Source organism: Rhodococcus sp. P14 (assembly GCF_000256505.1).
Lineage (GTDB): Bacteria > Actinomycetota > Actinomycetes > Mycobacteriales > Mycobacteriaceae > Rhodococcus > Rhodococcus ruber.
In genome coordinates this window covers 1-15,892 of sequence record NZ_AJFC01000132.1, presented here as the reverse complement: position 1 = coordinate 15,892, position 15,892 = coordinate 1, and the positions used below count along the sequence as shown (strand labels likewise).

The 15,892-nt window shown below is 73.3% G+C and carries 9 protein-coding genes; 7 read left to right on the top strand and 2 right to left on the bottom strand.

The window, feature by feature from the left end; genetic code table 11:
• Positions 1–163: 163 nt before the first annotated feature.
• Positions 164–628, top strand: coding sequence for a GNAT family N-acetyltransferase (locus OEY_RS0110145; protein ID WP_010593771.1), 465 nt, complete (start codon positions 164–166; stop codon positions 626–628).
• A gap of 252 nt (positions 629–880) precedes the next feature.
• Here the strand turns inward: OEY_RS0110145 and OEY_RS0110140 are convergent, their stop codons facing one another.
• A complete protein-coding gene (locus OEY_RS0110140) occupies positions 881–8,617 on the bottom strand; it encodes a non-ribosomal peptide synthetase (protein WP_010593770.1) in 7,737 nt (2,578 codons plus the stop codon).
• A gap of 175 nt (positions 8,618–8,792) precedes the next feature.
• Here OEY_RS0110140 and OEY_RS0110135 point away from each other — a divergent pair, with 175 nt between their 5' ends.
• From OEY_RS0110135 to OEY_RS0110120, 4 genes are read left to right on the top strand one after another with little or no spacing between them, the layout of a single operon-like run.
• Positions 8,793–9,959, top strand: a complete 1,167-nt coding sequence (locus OEY_RS0110135) for an isochorismate synthase (protein WP_010593769.1) — start codon at positions 8,793–8,795, stop codon at positions 9,957–9,959.
• A complete protein-coding gene (locus OEY_RS0110130; RefSeq protein ID WP_010593768.1) occupies positions 9,956–10,726 on the top strand; it encodes a 2,3-dihydro-2,3-dihydroxybenzoate dehydrogenase in 771 nt (256 codons plus the stop codon). The genes OEY_RS0110135 and OEY_RS0110130 overlap by 4 nt, the downstream gene beginning before the upstream one ends.
• Positions 10,727–10,741: 15 nt before the next feature.
• Positions 10,742–12,391: a (2,3-dihydroxybenzoyl)adenylate synthase gene (locus tag OEY_RS0110125; protein ID WP_010593767.1), complete on the top strand. Its 1,650-nt coding sequence runs from the start codon at positions 10,742–10,744 to the stop codon at positions 12,389–12,391.
• A 28-nt stretch (positions 12,392–12,419) separates the two neighbouring features.
• Positions 12,420–13,073, top strand: coding sequence for an isochorismatase family protein (locus tag OEY_RS0110120; RefSeq protein WP_010593766.1), 654 nt, complete (start codon positions 12,420–12,422; stop codon positions 13,071–13,073).
• Positions 13,074–13,080: 7 nt separating this feature from the next.
• Here OEY_RS0110120 and OEY_RS0110115 read toward each other — a convergent pair whose 3' ends face one another.
• On the bottom strand, positions 13,081–14,916 hold the full coding sequence (locus tag OEY_RS0110115) for an ABC transporter ATP-binding protein (RefSeq protein WP_010593765.1): 1,836 nt from the start codon (positions 14,914–14,916) through the stop codon (positions 13,081–13,083).
• A 76-nt stretch (positions 14,917–14,992) separates the two neighbouring features.
• Between OEY_RS0110115 and OEY_RS0110110 the strand changes: the two genes are divergently transcribed.
• Both OEY_RS0110110 and OEY_RS0110105 read left to right on the top strand, forming a co-directional pair.
• Positions 14,993–15,430 carry a MarR family winged helix-turn-helix transcriptional regulator gene (locus tag OEY_RS0110110; RefSeq protein ID WP_010593764.1) on the top strand — a complete coding sequence of 146 codons (438 nt, stop codon included), beginning with the start codon at positions 14,993–14,995 and terminating at the stop codon, positions 15,428–15,430.
• Positions 15,431–15,578: 148 nt separating this feature from the next.
• Positions 15,579–15,892: 2OG-Fe(II) oxygenase (locus OEY_RS0110105; protein ID WP_010593763.1), on the top strand; the 314-nt coding region annotated here is incomplete at its 3' end.

The window sequence follows — 15,892 nt, the reverse complement described above, 5'->3', positions numbered from 1 at the left end:
GAACACCACCACCGCTCGTATTTCACACGCAGCACTGGCCGAACGCTGCCGCCTGCCGAGCGCAGCGCATCCCGCATCGAACTTCGCAGACGCAGAGCCCGCGGACACTACGCACTGGCACCGCTCGACCCGAGACCTTCGAAAACCCACAGGAGCAACCGAATTGACAACGACCACCACTCCGACGGTCCGACCGCTCGCCCCCACCGACGAGACCCGCTGGCGCGTCCTCTTCCGTGAGTACCGCACGTTCTACAAGCTGCCCGAGTCCGAGGACATCGTCTCCCGTGCATGGGGATGGTTCATGGATCCCCGACACGAATGCAAGGCGCTCGTCGCGGAGGCGCACGGCGAGATCCTCGGGTTCGCACACCACCGTCGTTTCTCCTCGCCCTACACCGGTACCACCGGTCTCTTCCTCGACGATCTGTTCACCGACCCCGCGGCCCGGGGCCGGGGGGTCGGACGTGCACTGATCGAGCGTCTCACCGAGATGGCCGCCGCCGAGGGCCGCGCCGTGGTGCAGTGGGTGACCGCCGAGGACAACCATCGAGCCCAGGCGCTCTACAACACCCTCGCCACACGAACGAACTGGGTCACCTACGAAGCCGAGCCCTCGGCGAGGTGATCACTGCACCATGAGCGTGTTCCTTCCAGGAGTCCTGCGGTAGGACTTCGTCCGGTCAGGATGCAGTGATGGCCGGCCGGGCAGGTACCGACCCGACGGTCGAGTGCGCGTCGCAGTTCGCGCACGACGGCGTAGGGGTCGGTCCTGCCCGGCTGTGTCGGGGTCGGTCGACCGCAGCATCGTGAGGAACAGGTGCGCAGGGCCGGCCAGGGGTGGCCTGCGGGCGCGCCTGCCGGCCCAGCGCACAGACACTCACCCGAACTCCAGGGCGAACTCGTCGATCTCGGACTGGTCCAGACCACTCAGCGTCAGATCGGAGGGCGTGAAGCCGCCCGCGTCGTCGCGCGCGGCGTGGTCGGCGAGCGCACGCAGCGCCGCGACCCAGCCGTGTGCCAGCTCGGCGACGACGGTCGCCGTGACGACGCCGGTGGCGTACCCCCACGTCGCGCGGAGCACCGGCCCGGCCGGCGTCTCCTCGGTGACGGCACCGACCTCGATCGCGTGGCTCACCGGCATCGCCTCGTCGGTGGCGCCACCGAGCACGCCGGCTTCCGGAGCCGCCGTCCACGGCGCGCCGGTCCCGTCGCCGAGGGTCAGCCGGCCGAGGTAGTTGAACCCGATCTCCGGTGCCGGTCCGGCCCCGAGCTCGGCCGCGGAGTCGGGGTCGAGGTGACGGAGCATGCCGAATCCGATTCCGCTGTCCGGGATCTCCCGCAGTTGCTCCTTGACGAGCTTGAGCGCCGCACCGGCGGCGGCCCCACCGGCGAAGGCCTCGGCGAGGTCCACCGCCGACACGTCGAGACGGACCGGATACAGGGTGGTGAACCAGCCGACGGTGCGGGACAGGTCGGCGCCGGGCACCACCTGCTCCTCACGTCCGTGCCCCTCCCGGTCCACCGGGACCGGCCCGCCGCCGCACGCCCGGCGCACGGTCAGCGCCAACGCGGTCAGCAGCACGTCGTCGACACCCGCGCGGAACCGCTCCGGCACGGTGGTCAGCAGCGCCTCGGTCACCGACGCCGGGACCTCCACCTGCACCCGCGCGACCGTGGCCAGCGTGTCACGCACCGGGTCCACGTCCCGCCCGGCAATTCGCACGCACCCGGCGGGTTCGAGGACGCGGCGCCACAACGCCAGTTCGCCGCGCCGCGCGGGGACCTGCTCCAGCAGTCCCCGCGCCCATGCCCGCAGCGGTGTTCCCCCGCCGTCCGGTTCGACGCCCTCGCACGCGGCGGCCAGGTCCGGGACCAGGATCCGCCACGAGACCCCGTCGACCACCAGGTGGTGTATCACCACCAGGACCCGGCCCGGGCGGTCCGGCCCGGTGTCGAAGAAGACCAGCCGCATCATCGCGCCGGCCTCGGGATCGAGGGCGGCGCACGCGACGTCGGTCTCCTCGGACAGCACCGACGAGCGCGCCCGCTCGTCGAGTCCCCGGACGTCCACCCGTCTGACAAGCGCGGCCGGATCTACGACGTCCGCGGCACGGACGTCGAAGGTCCGTGCGACCGGATCGAAGACGGCACGCAGCGCGTCGTGCCCCGCGAGCACCCGGCCCACCGCGCCGGCCAGGGTGGCGAGGTCGAGGCCGGGGGGTGCGATCAGCAGCCGGGACTGGGCGAATCTCCGGTAGGGGCCGCCACGGTCGAGGAGGTCGTGCACGATCGGGGTCGCGGGGACGAGACCCAGGGCCGCGGTCCGATCCGTCGCCTCCGATACCGGGTCGACCTGCACGATCCGGGCCAGGCCCGCCGGGGTGCGGTGTTCGAAGACGTCGCGCGCGGCGAACCGCAGTCCCGCCGCGCGAGCACGCGACACGAGCTGGATCGAGACGATGGAATCGCCGCCGAGGGAGAAGAAGTCGTCGTCCGGCCCGACCGCGTCCAGGTGCAGCACCTCCGCCACCACCACGCACAGGCGCCGCTCGAGGTCGTTCGCCGGGGCGCGCGGCGCACCGGCGGGCGCGAAGACCGGAGCGGGCAGCGCCCGCCGATCGACCTTGCCGTTCGGGGTGGTCGGGAACTCGTCGAGCACCACGACCGCGGCCGGCACCATGTGCTCGGGCAGGCGACGGGACATATGCTGCCGCAACACCTCCGGGTCGGTCGCATCGCCGACGACGTAGCCGACGAGCCGGCGCCGGCCCGGTTCGTCCTCGCGTGCCACGACCACACAGCCCGCGACCGACGGATGCGCCGACAGCACGGTCTCGATCTCGCCGAGCTCGATACGGAACCCGCGGATCTTGACCTGATCGTCGCTGCGGCCGAGATATTCGAGGACCGGACGGTCGCCGCCCGCGTCGAGCCACCGCACCCGATCGCCGGTGCGGTAGAGCCGGGTTCCGGAGGCACCGAACGGATCGGCCACGTACCGGGTGGAGCTGTGGCCGGGCCGGTTCAGGTAGCCGCGGGTCACGCCGGGCCCGCCGACGTACAGTTCCCCGGCCACGCCCGTCGGTACGAGGCGCAGGCGGTCGTCGAGCACGTACACCCGGGCACCGTCGATCGGCGTCCCGATGTGCGGGCGCACTCCGCGGATCTCGGCAATGGTGGCGTCGACCGTGCATTCGGTGGGGCCGTACATGTTCAGCGCCCGCACCCCGTCGATCGACCCGAGCGTCGACCACAGGTCCGCGGACACGGCCTCGCCGCCCACGGCGAGCAGGCGCGGGCGGTGCGGCGCCGCAGGCTCGACCAGCCCGGCGGCGAGCAGTTCGGTCATGAGCAACGGTACGCAGTCGACGGCGTCGATGCGGTGGGCGCGCACGTAGTCCACGGTGGCGGCGGCGTCGGCGAGCAGATCGGCGTCCGGCAGGTACAGCGTGTGCCCGGCGAGCATGGACAGCAACGGATCGATCGAGGAGTCGAAGGACAGCGCGTAGGTGAGCAGCACCCGCAGCGGCCGGTCCTCCGCGCGGCCGACGGTCCGGCGGCGCTGCGTCGCGACCAGGTTCACCACACCCCGGTGCGGCACCACGACGCCCTTGGGGAGGCCGGTCGAGCCGGAGGTGTAGACGATGTACGCGGCGCCGTCGCCGGAGACGGCGCCGGGACGCTCGCCCGGCTCGAGCGGACCGGCCGGGAGCGCGGGGTCCACCGCTGCGAGCGCGGCCTCGTCGAGGACGAGCACGGGCCGGGAGTCGGCGAGCATGTGCTCGACGCGCTCGACCGGGTACCCGGGATCGACCGGCACGTAGGCGCCGCCGGCCTGCCACACCGCGAGGGCCGCGACGATCGCGTCCGTGCCGCGCGGCAGCATCAGCGCGACCACGGTCTCCGGTCCCACGCCGCGGCCGATCAGGTAGCGGGCCAGACGGCCGGCGCGGGCGTGCACTTGCCCGAAGGTCAGCGTCTCGGTGCCGGTGACGAGCGCGGGCGCCTCCGGGGTGCGCTGCGCCTGGCGGGTGAACAGGTCGCCGAGGGTGCCCGCCCCGACGTCCTCGATCTCGTCCATACATACGTACGGGCTGCCGGAGCGGAGGCGGTCGCGTTCGTCGTCGGAGAGCAGGTCGAGCGCGGACAGGCGGGTCTGCGGATCCGTCCCGAGGGCGTCGAAGGCGCGCACCACGCGCCCCGCCAGCGCGTCGGCCGTGGTCGGGTCGAACAGGTCCCGCGCGTACTCCACCCGCACCCGTAGGCCACCGTCCACGTCCTCGATCACGTCGAAGGTCAGGTCGAACAGGGCGGCGCCGGTGTCGACGGTGGACACGCGCGGTTCCAGACCGGCGAAGGCGTCGACGACGGGCGGGGTGCGATGCTGCACGAGCACCTGGAACAGCGGATGCCGGCCGGCGCTGCGAGCCGGCTCGAGGGCCTCGACGAGCCGGTCGAACGGCAGGTCCTGATGCGCGTAGGCGTCGAGATCGGTGCTGCGGACCCGGGCGAGCAGGTCGGCGAGCGTGGGGTCACCCGACAGGTCGGTCCGCAGCACCACCATGTTGACGAAGAACCCGACGAGGCCGTCCAGCTCGGCCGCGGGCCGGCCCGCGGTGGGCGAGCCGATCGGGAGGTCCTCCCCCGCGCCGCTGCGTGCGAGGGCGACGGCGACGGCGGTGTGCACGAGCATGAACATCGTGACGTTCGCCGCGCGCGCGACGGCGCGCAGTGCGTCGGCGACGTGCGGGGACACCGGCTGCTCGACCGTGCCGCCCACGAACGAGGCGGTCACCCCACGCGGCCGGTCGGTGGGCAGGGCGAGCTCCTCGGGCATCCCGTCCAGCCGGGCGCGCCAGTAGTCCAGCTGCCGGTCCGCGAGTCCGTCTGCGCCGCCGAGGATCTCGCGGTGCCACACCGCGAAGTCGGCGTACTGCACCGGGAGCGGCGCCGGCGTCCAGGAGCGTCCGGCGGCCGCGGCGGCATACGCGGCGCCGAGCTCGCGCAGCAGGATGGGAGCGGACAACTCGTCGGCGGCGATGTGGTGCACGAGCACCAGCAGCACGGTCTCCGCGCCTCCGTCGTCGAAGAGCGCCACCCGGATCGGGATCTCGCGTTCGAGGTCGAATGCGTGCCGCGCCTCGGCCGCCACCGCCGCGTCCAGGCCGGACGCCGGGACGGTGCGGGCGGTGAACGGCACCTCGGGTGCGGCGAGCACGCGCTGCCTGCCGACGCCGTCGTGGTCCTCGAGCACGGTGCGCAGGACCTCGTGCCGGTCGAGGACCGCCCGCACCGCGTCGCGCAGCGCCGCCGGATCGGGGACACCGCGCAGGCGCAGCGTCAGCGGCACGTTGTAGGTCGGGCTCGGCCCCTCGAGGCGGAACTGGAACCACAGCCGCTGCTGCCCCGCCGACAGCGGTGCCCGGTCGCCGCGCTCGACCGGTCGCAGCGGGATCCGCAGGGCCGCAGCACCGTCCGGGCACTGCGCGGCGAGCGCCTCGACGGTCGGGTGGTCGAAGACGGTGCGGATCGGCAGTTCCACGCCGAGCGTGTCGCGGACCGTCGCGATCAGCTTGGCCGCCGCGAGGGAGTGACCGCCGAGGAGGAAGAAGTCGTCGTCGACGCCGACGGTGTCGAGGCCGAGGACGTCCGCGAACGCGGCGCACAGCACGCGTTCGCGTTCGGTGGCGGCCGCGCGCCCGCCGACAAGAGTCCCGAAGTCCGGTTCCGGCAGCGACGTGCGGTCCACCTTGCCGTTCGAGGTGAGCGGCAGCGCGTCGAGGAACACGAACGCCGACGGCACCATGTGCGCCGGCAGCCGCCGCGCCACGTGCTCGCGGGCCGCCGCCGGGTCGCTGTCGCCGCCCACCAGGTGGGCGACGAGCCGCGCGGTGCCGGTCGCGTCGGGGCGCGCCCCGGCGACGGCCCGCGTGACGCCGGGCAGCTCCTGCAACGCCGCCTCGACCTCGCCGAGTTCGACGCGGAAGCCGCGGATCTTGACCTGGTCGTCCCGGCGACCACGGTAGGCGAGGCGGCCGTCCGCGGTCCACCGCACCACGTCGCCGGTGCGGTACATGCGGGTTTCGCTGTCGCCGAACGGGTTCGCCACGAACCGCGCCGCCGTCGCGCCGGGCGCGCCGAGGTAGCCGCGCACCACGCCGGGACCGGCGACGTACAGTTCGCCGTCCACCCCCTCGGGGACGGGCTCGAGCGCGGCGTCGAGCACGTAGGCACGCAGGTTCGCCACCGGCCGGCCGATCACGGGTTCCGCCGCGTCCCCCACCTCGGCGACGAGGACGTCGACGGTGCCCTCCGTGGGGCCGTAGAAGTTGAACGCGGCGCCGTCCCGGTCGCGCAGGCGTCGCCACAGGGTGTCGGTGACGGCGTCGCCGCCGAACCCGAGGGTCGGCACGTCGCGCAGCAGGTCGGCCTCGACGATCTGCTCGAGTTGCGCGGGCGACAGTTCGACGAAGTGCCACCCCTCGCTGCGGGCGAGTTCGGCGAGCCGGTGCGGGTCGCGCTGCGTGGTCTCGTCGACGATGCTCAGCTCGTGCCCGTCGAGCAGCCACAGGTGCGGGCCCCACGAGGCGTCGAACGCGAACGACCAGACGTGCCCGACCCGCAGGCGGTCGCGGCCGGCCTCGGCGCGGGCCCGGGAGAAGACGCGCGCGCGGTGGCTGTGGAACAGGTTGACGGCCCCGCGGTGCGGGACCTCCACGCCCTTGGGCCGGCCGGTCGACCCGGAGGTGTGGATGAGGTAGGCCACGTCGAGCTCGTGCAGCGGTCGGCCGCGTTCGGCGCGGGTCAGCGGCTCGTCGGCGTAACCGGGCAGGTCCAGCTCGTCGAGGTTCACCGGATCGGGCAGGCTCGCGGCGCAGGCGATCTCGGCGATACGTGCGGCGACGTCGCCGCCGGTGAGCACGACACCGGGCGCGGTCTCGGCGAGCACGTGCGCGAGTCGCTCGGCCGGATGGTCGGGGTCCAGCGGGACGCACGTCGCGCCGGCCTCGAGGACGGCGAACAGCGCGACGAGCGTGTCGGTGCGGCGCGGCAGCGCGACGGCGACGCGCCGCTGCGGGCCGAGCCCGGCGCTCAGGAGGTGCCGGGCGAGTCGGCGCGCACGCGCGGCCAGTTCGCCGAAGGTCAGTGCGGTGGCGGCATCGCGCACCGCGGGTGCGTCCGGGTCGCGGGCCACCTGGGCGGCCAGCAGGTCCGGCAGCGTGAGGCCCGCAGGCACCGGCAGGTCGTCGCCGCTGTGCTCGCCGAGGAGGCGGCGGCGCTCGTCGGCGTCGAGGATCTGCAGCCGGGCCAGCGGCCGGTGCGGGTCGGTGAGCGCGGCGACCCGGGTGAGAAGGAGTTCGAGCCGGCGGGCGTGCCGCTCGAGGTCGTCGGCGGTGTAGGCGTCGGCGTCGGCGTCCACCCAGATCTCGAGGCCGCCGGTGTGGTCGAGCGGCCGCGCGGTGACCATGAAGTCCTGCAGCGGGCCCCGGGCCACGGAATGCACCGCGGCGTGCAGGTCCGCGAAACGCAGCCGGTCGCCGAACGGTTTGACGTTGACGGACGGCCCCACGACACCGCGCGAGCCGGCGGGCAGGCGCAGGTCGTTCTGGATGTCCTCCCCGCGGTAGCGGTGGTGCGGACGGCAGTTCGCCACCGCGGCGCGCACGTCGCCGACGAGGTCGGCGAGGGTGCGGGCGGGTTCGGGGCGCAGGCGCAGCGGTACGACGTTGACCGCGGACATCGGCACGGTCGTCGCGGCGCTGCCCAGCCGGTTCATCACCGGGAATCCCACGATCACGTCGCCGCGTCCGGTCGCGGCCCGCAGGTACGCGGCGACGGCGGCGGTGACGACGTCGCCCCAGCTCGCCCCGGTGGCCTTGCCGAGCCGCGAGAGTCCCTGCTGCTGTTCGGCGGTCAGGGTCAGGCGCACGCCGCGGCAGCGGACGGCGATGCCGCCGGGACCGTCGGCGAGGGCTACGGCGTCCTCGGCGCCGTCGAGGTAGCCGGCCCAGAAGTCCCGGTCGGCGGCGAAGTCCGCGGACGCGCGATAGGCGGCCTCCTCGGCGACGACGGGGGCGAGCGGGGCGAACCTCGCCGGCGGCACCGGTCGCCCGAGCACGTCGGCGGTGTAGCGCTCGGCGATGCGCCGGGTGAGCAGGCCGAAGCCGTAGGCGTCGATCACCAGGTGATGGATGCACAGGTAGAGAACCGTGTGCCGGTCGTCGAGCCGGAGCACGGCGGCGCGCAGGCAGAGTTCCCGTGCGGGGTCGAGCACGCGCGTATGGTCCTCGCGCATCCAGTGCTGCGCGGCCGCTTCCGGGTCGGGCTCGCGGCGCAGATCGACGACGGCAGGCTCCGGCGCCGCGTGTGCACCGGGACGGATGACGACCGATCCGTCGGCCTGCACGGCGAAGGCCGCGGTCGGCACCTCGGCTTCGGCGACGGTCTCCCGGACCGCGCGCAGCAGGGCGGCGACGTCGACCTCGCCGCGGAGTTCGACGCATTCCGCGGTGTTGAAGACGGGGTTCGCGGGGTCGAGCTGCTGGGCGAACCACACGCCGGACTGGGCCCGCGTCAGCGGAAACTCCGAGGTCGACAGGCCGGACGTGGGCACGATCGATCCCCTTTCTACGGTCGAATTCGACTGTGCCGTATCGCATCACGAGCAGTGAAGCCGGTCCGGCGCGAAACGTGACGATACCAAAGGTTAGGCTAACCGTATATGTTCTGCTGGGTCGGGTGCACGGCACCACGACCGACCCTGTCACCGCTACGAGAGGTCTGTGCACATGCAAGCACCGGTCGCCGCCCGCGGCACCGCCGCCTCGCGGCAAGTCGATACCGCCGCCCCGCGGCAGGCCGATACCGCCGCCCCGTTCGTGCTGTCGCGTCCGCACGGCACCGTCGTGGCGGAGGGCGTCGATGTCCGGTTCGACTCGGCCGGCGAGGCCGCGGCCGCGCTGCGCGCCGGCTCGGTGGCGGCCGTCGTCGGCGCGCTACCGTTCGCTCCCGATCACCGCGCCGCGCTCACGGCGCCCGTCGCGCTGCGGCACCAGCCGGGCCCCGTCGGGGACGCCGCCGTCCCGCTCGCGCCGGTGCGGATCGCCGCGACACTGCCCGCCGAGGACGAACACCTCGACCGGGTGGCCACGGCGCTGCGGCAGCTCCGCGATCCGGCCGACGACCTGGCGAAGGTGGTGCTGGCCCGGGCGCTGCTCCTGCGGGCGGACGCACCCGTCGACCCGATGTCGCTGCTCGCCCGGCTGGCCGGAAACGATCCCACCGGAAACGGTTTCGCCGTCGATCTCACCGCCGCCGGCGGAGCGTGGACCGGCCGGCACCTCGTCGGCGCCAGCCCCGAGGTGCTCGTCCGGCGCCGCGGCGACCTCGTCACATGCCATCCGCTGGCCGGGTCCGCGCCCCGGCATCCGGATCCCGAGGTGGACGGGCGCACCGCACAACGCCTCGCCGCATCGGAGAAGAACCGCGCGGAGCACGCCCACGTCGTCGAGGCCCTGCGGACGAGCCTCGACCCGCTGTGCACCGACCTCGACATCCCCCGTACGCCGACGCTGGCGAGCACCCGGCAGCTCTGGCACCTGGGCACCCCGATCGCCGGCCGGTTGCGGGACCGGTCGGTCACCGCGCTCGACCTGGCTCTGGCCGTGCATCCGACCCCCGCGATCTGCGGCACGCCGACCGCCGCGGCCCGGGCACTGATCCGCGAACTGGAGGGCGACCGCGGCTTCTACGCCGGTGCCGTGGGCTGGGCCGACCGGGACGGTGACGGCGAATGGATGGTGACGATCCGCTGCGCCGTCCTCGACGCCGACGGCACCACGCTCACCACCCACGCCGGCGGCGGCATCGTCGCCGGTTCGGATCCACTCGACGAACTCGCCGAGACCACAACGAAGTTCGGCACGGTGCTCGACGCGCTCGAGGTGCGACGATGAGCCGGTCCGTCACCCTCGTCGTCGGCGCGGCCCACGGCATCGGCCGCGCCACCGCCCGCACCCTCGCGGGGGCCGGGCACCGCGTCGTCCTCGCCGATCGGGATCTCGACGGCCTGGCCGAGACCGCCGCGCTGCTCGACGTGCCCGCTCCCGTGCACGGTCTCGACGTGTGCGATGCGGCCGCCGTCGCCGAGGCGGTCGCCCGGGTGGAAGCCGAGCACGGGCCGGTCGACGCGCTGGCCCACGTCGCGGGTGTGTTCACCACCGGATCGGTGCTCGACTGCGATCCCGCCGAGTGGCGGAAGATGTTCGACGTCAACGTCACCGGCCTGGTCAACGTGCTGCGCGTCGTCGGCCGCGGAATGCGCGAACGTCGCCGCGGCGCGATCGTCACGGTCGGCTCCAACTCGGCGGGGGTGCCCCGCGTCGGGATGGGCGCCTACGGGGCGTCGAAGTCCGCCGCCCACATGATCGTCCGGGTGCTCGGTCTCGAGCTGGCCCGATTCGGGGTGCGCGCCAACGTCGTCGCGCCCGGTTCCACGGACACCGCGATGCAACGGTCCCTGTGGCCGGATCCGGGCGACGACGCGGGTGCCCGCACCGCGATCGACGGCGACGCGACCTCGTTCAAGGTGGGTATTCCGCTGGGCCGCATCGCCGAGCCCGCCGACATCGCGGACGCCGTCGCGTTCCTGCTCTCGGACCGCGCCCGCCACATCACCATGCAGACCCTGTACGTCGACGGCGGCGCCACGCTGCGCGCCTGACCCGAAAGGACCCCCGTGACGATCGCCGCCACCCGGACTCCCCTGGCCGCCACCGCCGGCTACCCGCGGGAGTTCGCGGAACTCTACCGCGCCGCGGGTTACTGGACGGACGAGACGTTCGTCCGGTTCCTGTCCGGCCGGGCCGACCGTCACGGCGAGCGCGTCGCGCTCGTCGGCCGCGACGCCCACGGCACCGAGCGACGGATCACCTACCGCGAGCTGTCCGACACGGCGGACCGGATCGCCGCGGGCCTCGCGGCGGCCGGGGTGCAGCGCGGCGACCGGGTCCTGGTGCAGCTACCCAACATCGTCGAGTACACCGAGGTGGTCTTCGCGGTGTTCCGTCTCGGTGCGCTGCCGGTGTTCGCGCTGCCCGCGCACCGCAGCGCCGAGATCGGGTACTTCTGCCGGTTCACCGACGCCGCCGCGTACGTGATCGCCGGCGAGCACGGCGGAATCGACTACCGGGCGCTGGCCCGGCAGGTGTGCGCGGCTCTCGACCGGCCCCCGGTCGTGATCGTCGCCGGCGACGCGCAGGAGTTCACCGCGCTCGACGCGCTGCGCGCACACGAGCCGGACGCGTGCGCCGACGTCGACCCGGAATCCGTGGCGTTCCTGCAGCTCTCGGGTGGGACGACCGGCACACCGAAGCTGATCCCGCGCACCCACACCGACTACCTGTACTCCGTGCGCGAGTCGGCCCGCATCTGCGGCGTCGACGCCGGCACCCGGATGCTCGTGGTTCTGCCGGCGGCACACAACTTCCCGATGAGCTCACCCGGGATCCTCGGCGTCCTGCACGCCGGAGGCACGGTCGTGCTGGCCCCGGACCCGAGCCCCGACACCGCCTTCGAGCTGATCGAGCGGGAGGGGATCACCATGGCCTCGCTCGTGCCCCCGCTCGCCCTGGCGTGGCTCGCGGCGCGGGCCCGCACCGAGCGGGACCTGTCGTCGCTGCGGGTCCTGCAGGTCGGCGGGGCGAAGTTCGGTGCCGAAGCGGCCGCGCGGGTGACGCCTGAACTCGGCTGCACCCTGCAGCAGGTGTTCGGGATGGCGGAGGGCCTGGTCAACTACACCCGGCTCGACGACCCCGACACCACCGTCGTCGGCACGCAGGGCCGTCCCATCAGCCCGCACGACGAGATCCGGATCGTCGACGACGAGGATCGGCCCGTCGCCCCCGGCGCGACGGGCCACCTGCTCACCCGCGGCCCGTACACGATCCGCGGCTACTACGCCGCGCCCGAGCACAACGCGACGGCGTTCACCCCCGACGGGTTCTACCGCACCGGCGATCTCGTGCGCCTGACCGAGGACGGCTACGTCGTCGTCGAGGGCCGCGCGAAGGATCAGATCAACCGGGGCGGCGAGAAGATCGCCGCCGAAGAGGTGGAGAACCACCTGCTCGCCCACCCCCACGTCCTGGACGCCACGGTGGTCGCCGTGCCCGACGCCTACCTCGGGGAGCGCACGTGCGTGTTCGTCGTGGCCGACGGGACCACGCCGAAAGCCCCGGCGCTGAAGGCGTTCCTGCGGGAACGGGGCCTGGCCGCGTACAAGATCCCCGACAAGGTGGTCCTCGTCGACGCCTTCCCCGTCACCGGAGTGGGCAAGACCAGCCGCGCCGAGCTGCGCCGCGCGCTCGCCGCCACCCTGCAGCACTGATCCCCGACGACAGAAAGCGAATCCCGCCATGGCCCTGCCGAAGTCCGTCTCCTATCCGATGCCCACGGACCTGCCGGAGAACACCGTCGACTGGACGATCGATCCGCGGCGGGCGGTGCTGCTCGTGCACGACATGCAGGAGTACTTCGTCCGCGCGTTCGACCGCACGGCGGATCCGCTGGCTACGGTGGTGCCGAACATCGATACGATCCGGCAGTCGGCGTACGAGGCGGGCATTCCCGTCGTCTACACCGCCCAGCCGGGCGATCAGGATCCCGCCGAGCGCGCCCTGCTCACCGACTTCTGGGGTCCCGGCCTGGCCGACGACCCGGCTCTGACGTCCGTCGTCGCCGAACTCGCGCCGCGCGAGGACGACGTGCAGCTCACCAAGTGGCGCTACAGCGCATTCATCCGCACCGACCTGCGGGAGCGGATGCACGCGTGGGGCCGGGACCAGCTCGTCGTGACCGGCGTCTACGCCCACATCGGGTGCCTGAGCACCGCGCTGGACGGGTTCATGCGGGATGTGCAGGTCTTCGTCGTCGCGGACGGGGTCGCGGACTTCTCCCGGCGGGAGCACACCGAGGCGCTGCAGTACCTCGCGGCGCGATGCGCCGCCGTGGTGCCGGCGGCGGACGCGGTGCGGCGCCTGCGGACCGGCGCCGTTTCGGTGTCCGGCTGAGCGGCGGTCACACGCCGACTTCCTGTGGTTGTGTGCGGGCCGCGAGCGCGGCGTATCGGCCGTCGCGGGCGAGCAGTTCGTCGTGGCTGCCCTGCTCCACGATGCGGCCGCGGTCGAGGACGACGATGGTGTCGGCGTCGCGGACGGTCGAGAGGCGGTGCGCGACGGTGAGGGTCGTGCGATCGCGGCGGGCCGCGTCCAGCGCGGCCTGCACCGCGCGTTCGGTCTCGTTGTCGAGGGCGCTGGTCGCCTCGTCCAGCACCAGGATGCGCGGGTCGCGCAGCAGGGTGCGGGCGATGGCGAGGCGCTGCTTCTCGCCGCCGGAGAAGCGGTGCCCGCGCGCCCCGACGACGGTGTCGTAGCCGTCCGGCAGCGAGCACAGCAGGTCGTGGATGTGCGCGGCGCGCGCGGCCTGCTCGATCTCGGCGTCGGTCGCGTCGGGCTTGGCATGACGCAGGTTCTCCCGGACCGTGGCGTGCAGCAGGTACGTCTCCTGGGAGACCACACCGACCAGGCTCGCGACGTCGGCGAGCGGCAGGTCGCGCACGTCGACGCCGTCGATCGTCACCCGCCCCGACGTGGGGTCGTACAGTCGCGCGACGAGCGACCCGAGAGTTGTTTTTCCTGAACCGGTTTCGCCGACGAGCGCGACGTGCGAGCCCGCCGGCACGTCGAGGGTGATGCCGGCGAGCGCGTCCCGGTCGGCACCGTCGTAGCGGAAGCGGACGTCGTCGAACCGCACGGCGCCGGCGACGCGCCCGAGGTCCAGGTGCACCGGCTCGGTGGGTTCGCCGATCTCGACGGTCAGGTCGAGGTACTCGAAGATGCGGCTGAACAGCGCCAGCGACCCGGTGACCGACACGCCCACGTCGAGCAGGCTCATCAGCGGCCGGAACAGGGTGGCCTGCAGGCCGGTGAACGCGACGAGGGTGCCGATCGTCATCCCGCCCGACGTCGCGGGCAGGCCGGCGACGAGGTAGAGCAGGGCCGGGATGGCGGCGAAGACGATGTTCATCGTGGCCATGCGCCAGCGCCCGGACAACTGGGAGCGGACCTCGAGGTCGGCGAGTTCGGTGGAGGTGCGGGCGAAGCGCTCCGACATGGCGGGACCGGTGCCGAGGATCTTGCCGAGCAGGACGCCGCTGAGCGAGAGGCTCTCCTCGATCTGGGTCTGCATGTCGGCGAGCCGACGCTGGCGCACGGTGGTGATCTCGCGGCGCATCAGGGCGACCTTGCGGGTGAGCCAGATCGCCGGCGGCAGCACCAGCAGGGACAGCAGCGACAGCCTCCAGCTGAGCACCGCCATCGCGACGGCCGTGCCGACGACGGTGGTGACGTTGGAGGCGATCGAGGTCGCCGTGGAGGTGACGACGTTCTGCATGCCGCCGATGTCGTTGGTCAGCCGGGACTGGATCTCCCCGCCGCGGGTGCGGGTGAAGAAGCCGAGGGACTGCCGCTGCAGATGGTCGAACACGCGGGTGCGCAGGTCGTGCATGACGTGCTGGCCCACCGTGGTGGAGATCCACGTCTGCACCACGCCGAGGATCGAGGCGACGACGGTGACGGCGAGCATCGCCCCGACGGCGCCGAGCAGCAGCGGCACGTCCTGGTCGGGAATCGCGTGGTCGATGAGGGTGCGGACGAGGAACGGGTTGGCGAGCGTGATCACCGACGAGACCACGATGAGCCCGACGACGAGCGCAACCTGCCAGCGGTAGGGCGCGAAGAGCGCGCCGATGCGGCGCACGCTCACGGGGGATTCCTCGAGCTGGGCGCGGTCGCGCGGGTCGGGCTTGGCGTGCCGCATCGGTCCCGGCCCGCCGCCGGGCGGAGGCTGCATCATGCCCGTCACCTCCTTCGTGAGGTACGAAACGTACTTGTTGAGGTTGCCTCACTAAGAGGCAACCGTCAAGTGAGGTATGATCCGCATCATGTCCGACGTCCCCACCGACCCGGCGCTGCGCGACCTGCTGATGACCGCCACCCGCACGCTGCGCCGCCGCTGGCACGCCACCCTCGGTCCGTGGGAGCTGTCCCCGCACGAGCACCGCGCGCTGCACGTCGTCGGGCACTCCCCCGAGCCGCTGCGCCTCGGTGACGTCGCCAAGGCGCTGCGCATCGCGCCGCGCTCGGCCACCGAGGTGATCGACCGGCTCGAGACCCGCGGCCTGACCCGCCGCGTCGCCGACCCCGCCGACCGTCGCGCCGTGTGCGTCCACCTCACCGACGAGGGCCGCCGCATCGCCGCCGAACTCGATGCCGCGCGCGACGCCGAGGCCACCGAGTTCTTCGCCCGTCTCGACGGCCCCGAACGCACCGAACTCGCCCGCCTGCTCACCAAGCTCGCCGACGGGTGACTGCCGCGACGAGCGGGAGGTTGTCGCGGCAACGCGCGAGTGGCGTCGCCGGTTTCCTCCCGTTCGCCGCGAGAACCTCCCGGCCGGATCTCACGTTTCCCGCCCGACGAGCGTCTACGGGGTGGACTGCCCGGCCGGAGGAGGAACGATGACCAACCGGACCGACTCGCTCACCGCGCGGGTCGAGGCTCAGGACTGGCCGGCGCTCGTCGCCGAGCTCGACGCGACGGGGTGCGCGCAGACCGGGCCGCTGCTCACCGCGGACGAGTGCGCACGCGTCACCGCGATGTGGGACGACGAACGCCGCTTCCGCAGCACGATCGACATGGCGCGGTATCGCTTCGGCAAAGGCACCTACCGCTATTTCGGCAGTCCCGTACCCGAGGGCATCACCCGGTTGCGCGCGGCGTTCTACCACCGGCTGCTGCCCGTCGCACGGGACTGGGCACAGCGCCTCGGCGA

Excerpts from the sequence above, each read along its gene's own strand:
- OEY_RS0110130 (WP_010593768.1), top strand. The coding sequence starts at position 9,956 with ATGAGCCGGTCCGTCACCCTCGTCGTCGGCGCGGCCCACGGCATCGGC.
- OEY_RS0110135 (WP_010593769.1), top strand. The coding sequence starts at position 8,793 with ATGCAAGCACCGGTCGCCGCCCGCGGCACCGCCGCCTCGCGGCAAGTC.
- OEY_RS0110120 (WP_010593766.1), top strand. The coding sequence starts at position 12,420 with ATGGCCCTGCCGAAGTCCGTCTCCTATCCGATGCCCACGGACCTGCCG.
- OEY_RS0110115 (WP_010593765.1), bottom strand. The coding sequence starts at position 14,916 with ATGATGCAGCCTCCGCCCGGCGGCGGGCCGGGACCGATGCGGCACGCC.
- OEY_RS0110110 (WP_010593764.1), top strand. The coding sequence starts at position 14,993 with ATGATCCGCATCATGTCCGACGTCCCCACCGACCCGGCGCTGCGCGAC.